The sequence below is a fragment of the Spongiactinospora sp. 9N601 genome (assembly GCF_044326295.1).
Classification (GTDB): domain Bacteria; phylum Actinomycetota; class Actinomycetes; order Streptosporangiales; family Streptosporangiaceae; genus Spongiactinospora; species Spongiactinospora gelatinilytica.
Window position 1 is genome coordinate 188,143 of the sequence record NZ_JBIRBB010000002.1, and the last position, 12,051, is coordinate 200,193.

At 70.3% G+C, this 12,051-nt stretch carries 14 protein-coding genes, 1 tRNA gene and 1 pseudogene; 11 read left to right on the forward strand and 5 right to left on the reverse strand.

Translation table 11 applies throughout. The features are described from left to right. Nucleotides 1–3: 3 nt before the first annotated feature. Nucleotides 4–489, forward strand: a complete 486-nt coding sequence (locus tag ACH34R_RS04395) for a YbjN domain-containing protein (protein ID WP_397559986.1) — start codon at nt 4–6, stop codon at nt 487–489. 24 nt (nt 490–513) lie between these two features. Beyond that, nucleotides 514–1,257 (forward strand): phosphoglyceromutase, encoded by a 744-nt coding sequence (locus ACH34R_RS04400; protein WP_397559987.1) that lies wholly within the window; start codon nt 514–516, stop codon nt 1,255–1,257. Between the two features lie 23 nt (nt 1,258–1,280). On the opposite strand, the gene phoU is transcribed toward ACH34R_RS04400, so the two are convergent. Then, nucleotides 1,281–1,937, reverse strand: a complete 657-nt coding sequence (gene phoU / locus ACH34R_RS04405; RefSeq protein WP_397559988.1) for a phosphate signaling complex protein PhoU — start codon at nt 1,935–1,937, stop codon at nt 1,281–1,283. 247 nt (nt 1,938–2,184) lie between these two features. On the opposite strand from phoU, the gene ACH34R_RS04410 reads away from it, so the two are divergent. Both ACH34R_RS04410 and ACH34R_RS04415 read left to right on the forward strand, forming a co-directional pair. Beyond that, nucleotides 2,185–3,309 carry a sensor histidine kinase gene (locus ACH34R_RS04410; protein WP_397560455.1) on the forward strand — a complete coding sequence of 375 codons (1,125 nt, stop codon included), beginning with the start codon at nt 2,185–2,187 and terminating at the stop codon, nt 3,307–3,309. Next, nucleotides 3,306–3,995, forward strand: coding sequence for a response regulator transcription factor (locus tag ACH34R_RS04415; RefSeq protein ID WP_111169334.1), 690 nt, complete (start codon nt 3,306–3,308; stop codon nt 3,993–3,995). The genes ACH34R_RS04410 and ACH34R_RS04415 overlap by 4 nt, the downstream gene beginning before the upstream one ends. A 102-nt stretch (nt 3,996–4,097) precedes the next feature. Here the strand turns inward: ACH34R_RS04415 and ACH34R_RS04420 are convergent, their stop codons facing one another. Next, entirely contained in the window at nt 4,098–4,757 is a 660-nt protein-coding gene (locus tag ACH34R_RS04420) for a copper chaperone PCu(A)C (RefSeq protein WP_397559989.1), read from the reverse strand. Between the two features lie 328 nt (nt 4,758–5,085). Here ACH34R_RS04420 and ACH34R_RS04425 point away from each other — a divergent pair, with 328 nt between their 5' ends. The 4 genes from ACH34R_RS04425 to ACH34R_RS04440 all read left to right on the forward strand — a co-directional run bounded on the left by ACH34R_RS04425 (nt 5,086) and on the right by ACH34R_RS04440 (nt 6,972). Continuing rightward, complete coding sequence (locus ACH34R_RS04425; RefSeq protein WP_111169336.1) at nt 5,086–5,568, forward strand: CarD family transcriptional regulator; 483 nt, start codon at nt 5,086–5,088, stop codon at nt 5,566–5,568. A 17-nt stretch (nt 5,569–5,585) separates the two neighbouring features. Then, nucleotides 5,586–6,044 carry a 2-C-methyl-D-erythritol 2,4-cyclodiphosphate synthase gene (gene ispF / locus ACH34R_RS04430; RefSeq protein WP_397559990.1) on the forward strand — a complete coding sequence of 153 codons (459 nt, stop codon included), beginning with the start codon at nt 5,586–5,588 and terminating at the stop codon, nt 6,042–6,044. A gap of 291 nt (nt 6,045–6,335) precedes the next feature. After that, the gene (locus ACH34R_RS04435) at nt 6,336–6,605 is read left to right on the forward strand and encodes a GlsB/YeaQ/YmgE family stress response membrane protein (RefSeq protein ID WP_397559991.1); all 270 of its coding nucleotides are present in this window, start codon (nt 6,336–6,338) and stop codon (nt 6,603–6,605) included. Between the two features lie 100 nt (nt 6,606–6,705). Continuing rightward, entirely contained in the window at nt 6,706–6,972 is a 267-nt protein-coding gene (locus ACH34R_RS04440; protein ID WP_397559992.1) for a GlsB/YeaQ/YmgE family stress response membrane protein, read from the forward strand. Nucleotides 6,973–7,135: 163 nt separating this feature from the next. Here the strand turns inward: ACH34R_RS04440 and ACH34R_RS04445 are convergent, their stop codons facing one another. Further along, nucleotides 7,136–8,428 carry a DUF2637 domain-containing protein gene (locus ACH34R_RS04445; protein WP_397559993.1) on the reverse strand — a complete coding sequence of 431 codons (1,293 nt, stop codon included), beginning with the start codon at nt 8,426–8,428 and terminating at the stop codon, nt 7,136–7,138. Between the two features lie 159 nt (nt 8,429–8,587). On the opposite strand from ACH34R_RS04445, the gene cysS reads away from it, so the two are divergent. The 3 genes from cysS to ACH34R_RS04460 all read left to right on the forward strand — a co-directional run bounded on the left by cysS (nt 8,588) and on the right by ACH34R_RS04460 (nt 11,078). Further along, a complete protein-coding gene (cysS, locus tag ACH34R_RS04450; protein ID WP_397559994.1) occupies nt 8,588–9,985 on the forward strand; it encodes a cysteine--tRNA ligase in 1,398 nt (465 codons plus the stop codon). A gap of 20 nt (nt 9,986–10,005) precedes the next feature. Next, entirely contained in the window at nt 10,006–10,956 is a 951-nt protein-coding gene (rlmB, locus tag ACH34R_RS04455) for a 23S rRNA (guanosine(2251)-2'-O)-methyltransferase RlmB (RefSeq protein ID WP_397559995.1), read from the forward strand. A 49-nt stretch (nt 10,957–11,005) separates the two neighbouring features. Continuing rightward, nucleotides 11,006–11,078: transfer RNA gene (locus ACH34R_RS04460), tRNA-Thr, on the forward strand. A gap of 224 nt (nt 11,079–11,302) precedes the next feature. Here the strand turns inward: ACH34R_RS04460 and ACH34R_RS04465 are convergent. Both ACH34R_RS04465 and ACH34R_RS04470 read right to left on the reverse strand, forming a co-directional pair. Then, nucleotides 11,303–11,509, reverse strand: a complete 207-nt coding sequence (locus ACH34R_RS04465) for a hypothetical protein (protein ID WP_397559996.1) — start codon at nt 11,507–11,509, stop codon at nt 11,303–11,305. 202 nt (nt 11,510–11,711) lie between these two features. After that, nucleotides 11,712–11,816 (reverse strand): annotated as a pseudogene (locus ACH34R_RS04470) (hypothetical protein); the annotation flags it as partial. Nucleotides 11,817–12,051: the final 235 nt, after the last annotated feature.

Here is a 12,051-nt window from a genome sequence, read left to right on the forward strand (position 1 = left end):
CGCATGGACGTTGCCGGGGTCGTGGAGTCGGCGCTGAAGGCCGCCGAGGCGTCGTACGAACGCCCGAAGCCTGGGGCGTTCCTGGTCAGGCTGCCGGGCAAGCACAAGCTGGCCACCATGACCTGGCTGATCGTCGGCGAGCGGATGCTGCACGTGGAGGCGTTCTTCTGCCGCAAGCCCGACGAGAACCACGCCGAGTTCTACCGGTGGCTGCTCACCAAGAACGGCTCCATGTACGGCGTGCGCTTCGCGCTCGACGAGGTCGGCGACGTTCACCTCGTCGGCAGGACGCCCCTTCCCGCCGTGACCGAGCAGGAGGTGGACCGGCTGCTCGGCTGCGTCCTCAGCTACTCCGACGAGTCCTTCGACCGCGCCCTGGAACTCGGCTTCGCCTCCTCCATCCGGCGCGAGTGGGAGTGGCGGGCCAAGCGCGGCGAGTCGCTGGCCAACCTACAGGCGTTCGCCCGCTTCGCCGATCCCGCGCGCTGATGGGCCGTCGGTAAGGTTGTCGGCATGGCGACATTGGTGCTGTTGCGGCATGGTGAAAGCGACTGGAACGCGAAGGGCCTGTTCACCGGGTGGGTGGACGTCAGCCTCTCGCCCGCGGGCGAGGCCGAGGCGCGGCGGGGCGGGCAGCTCCTCCTCGACGCCGGGCTGCGCCCCGACGTGGTGCACACGAGCCTGCTGACCCGGGCCATCCAGACCGCCGAACTGGCGCTCGGGGCGGCCGATCTGCGCTGGCTGCCGGTGCGCCGCTCGTGGCGGCTCAACGAGCGGCACTACGGGGCGCTGCAGGGCAAGAACAAGGCGCAGACGCGCGAGGAGTTCGGCGACGAGCAGTTCATGCTGTGGCGCAGGTCCTATGACACCCCGCCGCCGCCGATCGCCGACGATGACGAGTACAGCCAGGTGGGCGACCCCCGGTACGCGTTGCTGCCGCCGGAACTGATGCCGCGCACCGAGTGCCTGAAGGACGTCGTGGTGCGGATGCTGCCCTACTGGTACGACGAGATCGTGCCCGACCTCGCGGCCGGCCGTACGGTGCTCGTGGTCGCGCACGGCAACTCGCTGCGCGCGCTGGTCAAGCACCTCGACGGCATCGGCGACGACACGATCGCCGGGCTGAACATCCCCACCGGCATCCCGCTGCGCTACGACCTCGACGCGGAGTTCCGGCCGGTCACCAGGGGCGGGCTCTACCTCGACCCCGAGGCGGCCAAGGCCGCCATCGAGGCCGTCGCCAACCAGGGCCGCTGACCCCGGCTAGCTCCCGGAACCGGTCACAGGGCCGACATGTCGGGCCGGGAACCGGTCACCAGGTAGACGACATCGCGGGCCACGCGCACGGCGTGGTCCGCGTACCGCTCGTAGTAGCGGCCGATCAGGGTGACGTCGATGGCCTGCTCCACGGCCCACTTGGAGTCCTTGGCCAGCAGCACCCGGAACAGCCGCCGGTGCAACTGGTCCATGGCGTCGTCGTCGGCCTCCAGCTCCATCGCCGACTCCACGTCGTGGGAGGCGATGCAACTGCCCGCCTTGGTCACCAGGCGCTCGGCGATCTGCCCCATCTCCAGGATGGTCGAACGCAACTCCGCAGGGATCGCCGAGTCCGGGTGCCGCAACCGGGTGATCTTGGCCACGTGCTCCGCCAGGTCGCCCATCCGCTCCAGGTCGGAGCCCATCCGCAGGGCGGTGATCACCATCCGCAGGTCCACCGCGACCGGCTGCTGGCGGGCCATCAGGTCGAAGATCGACGCCTCGATCTCGGCGAAGAGGCGGTTCACCTCATCGTCCTGCGAGATCACGCTCTCCGCGAGGTGGAGGTCGGAGTCCAGCAACGCGGTCGTGGCCCGGGAGATCCCGGAACGGACAAGGCGGGTCATTTCGACGAGCCTGTCGGTGAGAGCGTCAAGCTCTTCGTGGTACGCGTCTCGCATGGCACCAACCGTACGCGCGGGGCGATGAACGAACTTCGACCAGAAAATGAACTTTACGGGAAACGCCGTGGTCAAGGGGCATTTCCTCGTCGAGAGAACGCGCTGGTCCGCCTACCATCGAAGACGTGAGTGGACACAGCGGTGCTGCGCCCCGGCGGCGACGCGGGGCGACACGGGAGGTCCCGTGAGCGAGTTGCTCGCGAGTCTGGCGGCACTGGCGGGGTTCGTGGTGGGCGCGTTGGCCGTGATGGCCGTACGCAACCACTTCGACCATCGGCGCGTGCCCGACGCCACCAGCGAATCCGAGGCCACGGCCCTGCCCAACGGCGTCGCGTCGGTGCTGGCCGTACTACCGTCGTCGGCCGTGGTGCTCGACCGCGAGGACCGCGTGCTGCGCGCCAGCTCCGCCGCCCGCGCCTTCGGGCTCGTCAAGGGCGACCGGATGATGGCCGCCGAGCTGCTGGCGCTGGCCAGGCAGGTGCGCAGGGACGGCGAGATCAGGGAGAGCGAGATCGAGGTGGCCGGGCACAAGTTCGGCCAGGAGGCCACCCTGTTCGCGGTCCGGGTGGCCCCGCTGGGTTCGCACGGCCAGGTCCTGGTGCTCGCCGAAGACCAGACCGAGCGGCGCAGGGTCGAGGCCGTGCGCCGCGACTTCGTGGCCAACGTCAGCCACGAGCTGAAGACCCCCGTGGGGGCGCTGAGCCTGCTCGCCGAGACCATCCAGGACGCGGCCGACGACCCCGAGGCCGTCACCCGCTTCGCCGGACGCATGCAGCACGAGGCCGCCAGGCTCAACTACCTGGTGCAAGACCTCATCACGCTGTCCAGGATCCAGGGCGGCGAGCCCATCCCGACTCCCGGCCCCGTGCCGGTGGACGAGGTGATGCACGAGGCGGTCGATCGGTGCAACACCAAGGCCGCGGCGAAGGACATCACCCTCGTCGCCGGCGGCACAGAGGGCCTTCGGGTCTGGGGCGACGACGAACTACTGGTCACCGCGCTGCGCAACCTGATCGACAACGCGGTGGCCTACAGCCCCGAGCACACCCGCGTGGTGGTCAGCGCCCGTCCCGCCGGGGAGTCCGTCGAGATAAGCGTGAGCGACCAGGGCATCGGCATCCCGGAGAGCGCCCAGGAGCGCATCTTCGAGCGGTTCTTCCGGGTGGACGCGGCGCGGTCGAGGGCCACCGGAGGCACCGGCCTCGGCCTCGCCATCGTCAAGCACGTGTCGGTCGCACACGGCGGTGAGGTGGCGGTGTGGAGCAAGGAGGGCTCAGGGTCCACCTTCACGCTGCGTCTGCCCGCGTTCGGCGGTACGGCTGTCACCGAACCGCACAGCACAACCACAACTCCCCTGGAGGCCGCGAAGTGACCCGCGTACTCGTCGTAGAGGACGAGGAGTCGTTCTCCGACGCGCTGTCGTACATGCTGCGCAAGGAGGGGTTCGAGGTCGCGGTCGCGGCCACCGGCCCCGAGGCGCTCGACACCTTCGACCGCAACGGCGCAGACCTGGTGCTGCTCGACCTGATGCTGCCCGGCCTGCCGGGCACGGAGGTCTGCCGCTCGCTGCGGCAGCGGTCCAAGGTGCCGGTGATCATGTTGACCGCCAAGGACAGCGAGATCGACAAGGTGGTCGGGCTGGAGCTCGGCGCCGACGACTACGTCACCAAGCCGTTCTCCTCGCGTGAGCTGGTGGCCCGCATCCGCGCGGTGCTGCGCAGGCAGGGCGACGTCGAGGAGCTGGAATCCGCCGTGCTGACCGCCGGGCCGGTGCGGATGGACGTCGACCGGCACATCGTGGCCGTGCGCGGGCGGCAGGTGCAGCTTCCGCTCAAGGAGTTCGAGCTGCTCGAAGTACTGCTGCGCAACGCGGGGCGGGTCCTCACCCGGGGGCAGCTCATCGACCGCGTCTGGGGGGCCGACTACGTCGGCGACACCAAGACGCTCGACGTGCACGTCAAGCGGCTGCGGGCGAAGGTCGAGTCCGATCCGTCCAACCCGCGGTGCATCCTCACCGTCCGGGGACTCGGCTACAAGTTCGACCCCGTCGACGAGTGACCTTCCCGGCACCCGCACGACCGTGCGGGTGCCGGGATGCGAACAGGCCCGGTCTGTCGCGCCTTCGGGGGGCGTGGCAGGCCGGGCCTTCGTCGTACTCGGTCAGTGACCGCCGGTCGAGGCGTCCTCGGTGGCCGTGAGCGTCGCTGCGGCCGTGGGGACGGGCGTCGCCGTCGCGGCCGGAGTGGGCCCGGTGGTCGGCGTCTGCTGCGTGGTGGGCGCGGGAGCGGGCGCCCAGGTGGCGAACTCCCGGCTGCGCGCGACCACCGGCAGGGTCAGGTCCACCGCGCCCGCGTTGGCGAACTGCAGGCTCATCGCGATGTACTCGCCGCCGGCCAGGTCCTTCGTCAGTCCCTCGATGACCAGGGGCGGGCCCGCCGTACCCGCGGTGGGCGTGGCGCCGGGAGCGGCGGCCCCCGAGGTGCTCACCCGCTTGTCGCGGGGCAGGACGATCGGCGCGGCCAGCTTCACCGTGCCGGTGTTGTTGACCACTACCCCCACGAGCTGGTCGTCCTGCTGCTCGATGTTGGTCAGGGACAGGTAGATCGGCGCGGACCCGCCCTTGGGGAGCTTGCCGCCCGGTTCCGGACCGAGCACGAAGCCCTGTGAGATCTGGATGCCTCGCACGGTGGTGGCCCGTGCCTCGGTGGGCGAGTAGTGCTTGACGGTCGTGGCGTCGAATCCTGCGGCGCAGCCGGCCAGTACCGGGGCTGCGAGGAACGCGGCGGCGGCGATCGCCCAGCGACGGCTGGTGCGGGTCACGGTCGAATTTCCCCTTCTCGCGCGTGGAGGGTGGTGAGCAGGGTAACCCTATCCGTCACGCCAGGCGGTACTTGCTCCACCCCTTGTGCCGGACAGGGCGGCAAGGGGACGAAACGGGCATTTGATGGGCGATCGACGACCTTCCGAAGGGCGCTGTAAGAACCGCGCCCACGCAGGTCACCACCTATGTCAGGGTTTGTGATTCACATAGTCGATGGTTTGTCAAGCCCTAAAATGAGCCTTTGACCTGCAGTTATGGTGATTTCACTGTTCCGGGAGGCTGTGGATGCGTGGTACTCTGGAGTACAGCGGAAGGGGTATCTGTCACATGACTTTCCAGGTCGGCGACACTGTCGTCTACCCCCATCATGGGGCTGCTCGCATCGAAGCCATCACGACCCGGACCATCCAGGGTGCGGAAAAGACCTATCTGGTGCTGAAGGTCGACAAGGGCGATCTTACCGTCCAGGTTCCGGCTGAGAACGCCGAACTCGTCGGCGTGCGCGACGTTGTCGGCCAGGAGGGTCTGGAGCGCGTCTTCGACGTGCTGCGCATGCCGCACACGGAAGAGCCCACCAACTGGTCTCGCCGCTACAAGGCAAACCTGGAGAAGCTGGCGTCCGGCGACGTCAACAAGGTTGCCGAAGTGGTGCGGGATCTCTGGCGGCGCGACAAGGAGCGCGGCCTGTCCGCCGGCGAGAAGCGCATGCTCGCCAAGGCGCGGCAGATCCTGGTGAGCGAGCTCGCTCTGGCCGAGAAGACCAACGAAGACAAGGCAGAGGCCCTGCTGGACGAGGTCCTCAACTCCTGAACACGATATTTCCACGGGTGGGCGTCGGGGTCGATGTCCACCCGTTCGCATCCGGGCGTGAGCTGCATCTCGCCGGCCTGTACTGGCCGGGCGAGACCGGCCTCGCCGGCCATTCCGACGGCGACGCCGCCGCCCATGCGGCGTGCGACGCACTGCTGTCCGCGTCCGGCCTCGGTGACCTCGGCGCGCTCTTCGGCACGGCCGACCCGCGCTGGGCGGGGGCCTCGGGCGTCGCGCTGCTCACCGAGACGGCCCGGCTGGTACGCCAGGCGGGCTTCGAGATCGGCAACGTGGCGATCCAGGTGATCGGCAACCGCCCCCGGCTGGCCGCCCGCCGTACCGAGGCCGAGAAGGCCCTCAGCGCGGCCGTGGCGGCCCCGGTGGGCCTCACGGCCACCACGACCGACGGCCTGGGCCTCACCGGCCGTGGCGAGGGCGTGGCGGCCGTGGCGACCGCCCTCGTGGTCGCGGTGTGACGGGTGCGCTCATAGGGGCCATTGACCGCCGGGCTTGACGAGGGGCGCGGTCTATCCGCAAATTTCGGTAAAGTAGCCGCCAACCAATGGGCGAATCCACGCGTCTCATTACCGGGAAACCGATTCGGTTAACCCAGCGGGCGGCGTGGATGTTCGCCCGGGTTCACGGCGGCGGTCCGTTTACTGGCGCGGTGCGGACCGCCGCCCTCATCTGTTTTCAGCTTTCAGCCTGGTCAGGCTGGGTAGGCCCCCTGTAAGCGGGAGCATGTCATCGGCATACGGGGGAGCGACATGCTTGGAACCATCATCTCGGCCATCGTGATCGGCGCCATCATCGGCGCGCTGGCCCGGCTCATCGTGCCGGGCAAACAGAACATGAGCTGGGGTCTCACGCTCATCGTGGGGATCGTGGCGGCACTGCTCGGCACACTGGTCGCGCAGTTGTTCGGCGTCGCGACGACGCCCGGCATCGACTGGATCGAACTCCTCTTCCAGATCATCCTGGCGGTCATCGGAGTGTTGATCGTGTCCCGGATGTCAGCGGGGCGCGGCCGGGCCTAGCCTGCTGACCTGGGACTTCGCCGAATGCCCGATTAGCGTGGCGATTTCGGGTAGCGACCTCTCCGTGAGAGTGAAGGTCTCGCCCTCACGGGAGGTTGAAATGACCATCGAGTCCATTATCGGCGCGATCGTCATCGGTGCCGTCATCGGAGCGATCGGCCGGCTGCTGCTTCCTGGCAAGCAGGCGATCGGGTGGATCCTCACCATCGGCGTCGGGATCGTCGCCGCGCTCATAGGTACGGCGATCGCCCAGGCGGTCGGCGTGGAGACGACACCAGGGATCGACTGGATCGAGTTGCTGATGCAGGTCGTCCTCGCGGTCGTGGGCGTCGGCCTGGTCGCGGGGCTACGACGAGGCGCCCGATGACCTGACGGCCCTGGCGGCTCCCATCCCCGCGGAGTCGAGTGGACGCGCCCAAGGCGCCGACGCCGCCAGGGCCGGGCGAGGGTGGGTGAGGATCGGCGGGAGCGGGGCCGCCGCAGGCGTGAAACGCGATCAGCCGGGCCCTTCGGCCCGGCTGATCGCATGTTCACTCCTCCGGTGGCGTCGGGGTGCTGCGCACCCGGCTCAAGGGCGGTCCGGAATCGCCCGCCTCCGCCGGCCCGTCGCCGGACTCTCCCTGGTGCGGGCGGTCGGCCAGGTTGGCGACCGCGTCGGCCACGTGTGCTTCCCATTCGCCGGGACTGTCGGCCTGCTCCCGCGCCTTCAGGCGCTCGTCGGAGAAGACGCGGAGCGGCTGGGTGTCGGGGCCCTCGTCGGAATCGTCCGCCGCCGGATCGTCCTGCTCCGGGCTCGGACGCGGATGGACCAGCACGTCACCCGGACGCTTGCGCGGAAGGGTCTTGGCCAGGTCGCCCCAGCGCAGCGGCATGTCGGGGGCGCGCTCCGGTGCGGCGGGGCGGTCCGGTTCCCGCGCGGCCTCGGCCTCGTCGGCCTCTTCCACTTCCTCGTGCCGGTCGTCGAGGCCGATCCGCGGCTTGGGCATCGGGGAGGCGCCGGGGAGCCGCTTGGGCAGTTGGGGGACTGCGGAGGGCTCGGAGGCTTCGGGGGTTTCCGAGGCTTCGGGGGTTTCGGAGGCGCGGACCGGCTCGGGCGCGGGTTCGGGCGTGGGCTCCGGCGGGCGCTCGGGCTCGGGCTCGGCTTCCGCCGGGGGTGGGGGCGGCGGTGGGGCGGCGCCCTCGTACGCCGGCTCGGCGCGGTACGGCGCGCGGAAGGGCACGATGTCGTCCCCGGCGCCGGTGAGGTGCGCGACGGCGTCCCGGCGGGCCCCGGCGTGCTTGATCATCAGTAGCCAGAGCCAGAGGGCGACCGTGAGCATCACCCACGGGGCGACCGCCACGCCGATGACCATGCCGATAGGGGCGTCGGGTGTCAGTGCGCCGGTCGGCGCGGGTACGGCCTGCCGTACGTCTATCGCGCCCACCGCCGTGGCCACCTCGGCCGCGCCCGCCGCGACCAGGAGCAGGGCCAGCACCGCGCCCGCCTGGACCCGCACCACGGCCCGGCCGGTGCGCAGCAGCAGGACGCTGATCAGCGCCACGGCCAGCAGCGCGTCGAACCCCGCGGGGTAGAGGTAGGCGAGGTCGGGGCGGGCCCGGCCGGCGACGGCCAGCGCGCGCAGCTCGTCGAAGGAGAGCACGCAGGCGGCCGCGCCCAGCGCGACCACTCCGACTCCCGCGAGGGCGATCGCGACGTGACGCAACGTCAGTCTCGCCCGGCCCGCGCGCCCGGCGGGCCGGGCCGCCGTGTCCGGCGGCGACTGCTCGGTGAACGCATGCGGATGGGCGGCGGGCGAGCCCGCCACAGGGGGAGTAACGTCCATGACCCTTCGAGCCTACAGAAGGCGGTTCGCGCGGACGGTGGTTACGCGGCGGGGCGTATGGGGTAAATGACACGCATGCCGGATTCTGTGCCGCAGACCGGTGCCTCAACGTCGTGTAATCAGGCATGTGAGGTGGGGCGAAGGCGTTAGCCTGGCTAGGTGAGCCTGCACCTCTACGACACCAGCACGCGAACGGTTCGCGAATTCGTCCCGATCGAGCCCGGCCGGGTCTCGATCTATCTCTGTGGGGCCACCGTGCAGGCTCCGCCGCACATCGGCCACATCCGCTCGGGGGTCAACTTCGACGTGCTGCGGCGCTGGCTGACGCGGTGCGAGTACGACGTGACGCTCTGCCGCAACGTCACCGACATCGATGACAAGATCATCCGGGTGGCGGGCCAGGAGGGCGTGCCGTGGTTCGTGGTCGCCGAGCGCAACCAGCGCGCCTTCACCTGGGCCTACCAGGTCCTCGGCTGCCTGCCGCCGACCGTCGAGCCGCGCGCCACCGGGCACGTGCCCGAGATGATCGAGCTGATGCAGCGGCTGATCGACCGTGGCCACGCCTACGCCGCCGACGGTGACGTCTACTTCGACGTGATGTCCTACGCCGACCGGTACGGCTCGCTGTCCAACCAGCGGCTCGACAACATGCGCCCCGCCGCCGACACCGACAACGAGGGCTGCAAGCGCGACTCGCGCGACTTCGCGCTGTGGAAGGGCGCCAAGCCCGGCGAGCCGACCTGGCCGACGCCGTGGGGCCCGGGCCGGCCCGGCTGGCACCTTGAGTGCTCGGCGATGGCCACGAAGTACCTCGGGCCCACCTTCGACATCCACGGCGGCGGCGTCGACCTGATCTTCCCGCACCACGAGAACGAGCTGACCCAGTCCCAGGCGGCCGGCGACGGCTTCGCCCGCTACTGGATGCACAACTCGCTGCTCACCGTGGGCGGCGAGAAGATGGCCAAGTCGCAGGGCAACTCCCTGCTGATCCCGGCGATGCTGCAGAAGGTCCGCCCGGTCGAGCTGCGCTACTACCTGGTCGCGCCGCACTACCGCAGCGTGATCGACTACTCCGATGAGGCCCTGCAGGAGGCCGCCTCCGCCTACCGGCGGATCGAGGGGTTCGTCACCCGCGCCGCCGAGGTGATCCACGACGTCGACGCCGACGCCCCGCTGCCGGTCGAGTTCGCCGCGGCGCTCGACGACGACCTGGGGGTCCCGCAGGCGCTGGCGATCATCCACGAGGTGGTCCGCGAGGGCAACGTCGCGCTGGCCCAGGGCAACAAGGAGCAGGTCGCCAGGCTGCTCGCCGAGACCCAGAACATGCTCGACGTCCTCGGCCTCGACCCGCGTTCGGAGCAGTGGCGCTCCTCGGGCGACGCCTCCGGGCTGCGGCAGACCATCGATGACCTGGTCGCCGTCGCCCTTGAGCAGCGCGAGGCCGCCCGCGCCCGCAAGGATTACGCGGCGGCCGACGGCATCCGCGACCGGCTCGCCGGCGCCGGCATCATCGTGGAGGACACCCCCGCCGGTCCTCGGTGGGAAATCGCCCGCTGAACCCCCGCTAGGCTGTGCGCATGGCTGGTGGCGGAAAGAGGAAGGGTCCCACGCGGGGCACCGGTGGGCAGCGCCGTAGCGGCCTCAAGGGGCGGGGGGCGACCCCGCCCGCCCAGATGCGGCATTGGTTCAAGGACCGGCAGAAGCCCGCCGGAGGCGACCGCGGCGAGCGGGCCGAGCAACCGGGCGGCACCGAGGCCCCGGCGCGGGCGCGACGGCCCAAGCGCGACGACGCGCCCGAGGTCATGGGCGGGCGCAACCCGGTGGTCGAGGCGCTGCGCGCGGGCGTACCCGCGTCCACGCTCTACGTCGCCCAGCGGGTCGACAACGACGACCGCATCCGCGAGGCCATCAAGCTGGCCAGCGACCGGGGCATCGCGCTCCTGGAGGTCTCCCGCGACAAGCTCGACCGGCTCACCGAGGGTGCCGTCCACCAGGGTCTCGGCCTGCAGATCCCGGCGTACGACTACGCCCACCCCGACGACCTCGTGGCCGCGGCCCAGGACGCCGCGGAGGTGCCGCTGATCGTCGCCCTCGACGGCGTCACCGACCCGCGCAACCTCGGCGCCATCGCCCGCTCCGCCACCGCCTTCGGCGCCCACGGCCTGCTCGTCCCCTCCCGCCGCTCGGCCGGAGTCACCGCGGGCGCCTGGAAGACCTCGGCCGGCACCCTGGCCACCCTGCCGGTCGCCCGCGCCGCCAACCTCACCGCCGCCCTGCGCGCCTACCGCGAGGCGGGCCTGTTCGTCATCGGCCTCGACGGCGACGCCCGCACCGACCTCGCCGACGCCGACCTCGTCACCGAGCCGCTGGTCCTCGTCATCGGCTCCGAGGGCAAGGGCCTGTCCCGCCTGGTCCGCGAAACCTGCGACACCGTGGCCCGCATCCCCATGCGCGCCGCCGCCGAATCCCTCAACGCGGGCGTCGCCACCGGCATCGCCCTGTACGAGGTCTCCCGCCGCCGCTCGTGAATTATGTGGTTACGCTCAGCGTTCATCGCGACTAGACTGGGTGATCGTTGCCGACGTAGCTCAATCGGCAGAGCGGCTGTCTTGTAAACAGCAGGTCAGGGGTTCGATTCCCCTCGTCGGCTCGCAGCTCAGAGGCCCCTCGTGATCATCACGGGGGGCCTCTTGCTAACGGGTTCGTTAACAGGGGCGGCACTCTGTGGCCGAGTCCTCGACCGCATTGGCGGTGATCCCGGTGGCGGTGCGCGCGGACACGGGGATACGGCGAGAACGATCATCAGGCGGTAGAGCTTGGCCCGTGAGATGGCGAGTGCTTCCGCTGCCTCAGAGACGCGCAGGAGGAGGCGGATCAAAGCCCATTCCTGTGCGCAGGCGACTGGGTGAGTGAGACAGCGACGAGGGCGGCTCCAGGGTTGTAGCCGCGTCCGGCGTAGTGCCATTCGGCGATCAGGAGAACGGTGTCGTGGTCGAAGAGCGGCAGGGTGACCTCTTCTGTGTGAACGAAGAGTTCGCGCGCTGCTCGTATCTCGCTGAGGGGGTCGCGGAAGAGGAGCATGTGGGCCTGGTAGGACAGGCGCGGGTCGGCCAGGTCGTCGAGGGGTCCCAGGCGGAGGCATTCGTCGATGAGGTGGCGCGCATGGGGCCGAATGGCCAGGGCGCCAGGCCTTTCAGAAGTTTGATGCGGCGGTCGAGTGTGCCGATGCATTCGGCGGGCTTGGTGGCGTACTTGGCCACGTAGCCGGTGACGGCTTGTTCGGTCAGGTCGCCGTTCGTGCGGTCAGGGTGACGAACAGCGTTGGGTGGGTGGTGACCGTTTCAGGGACGGCCTTGCCGCCGATGAGGCCGGCACGGATGAGGTGGCAGGTGTCGGCGCGGTCGGCACCGGGAAGCGCGGTAGGCCTTGCGCGCGTGGTGTACCGGTGGAGAACGGCGTGTCGCCATGCTGGTCGGCACCCAGGTCGGCCAGGTCCTGCACGACCACCCGTACGCCGAACTGTTCCGGGCGCTGCCCCCCGGGGCGGCATCGTCGACCTCGCTCAGATAATCGGCGAGGTCGCAGCTCACCGCCGAGGTCGGCATGGCCACGGTCACTCGGGC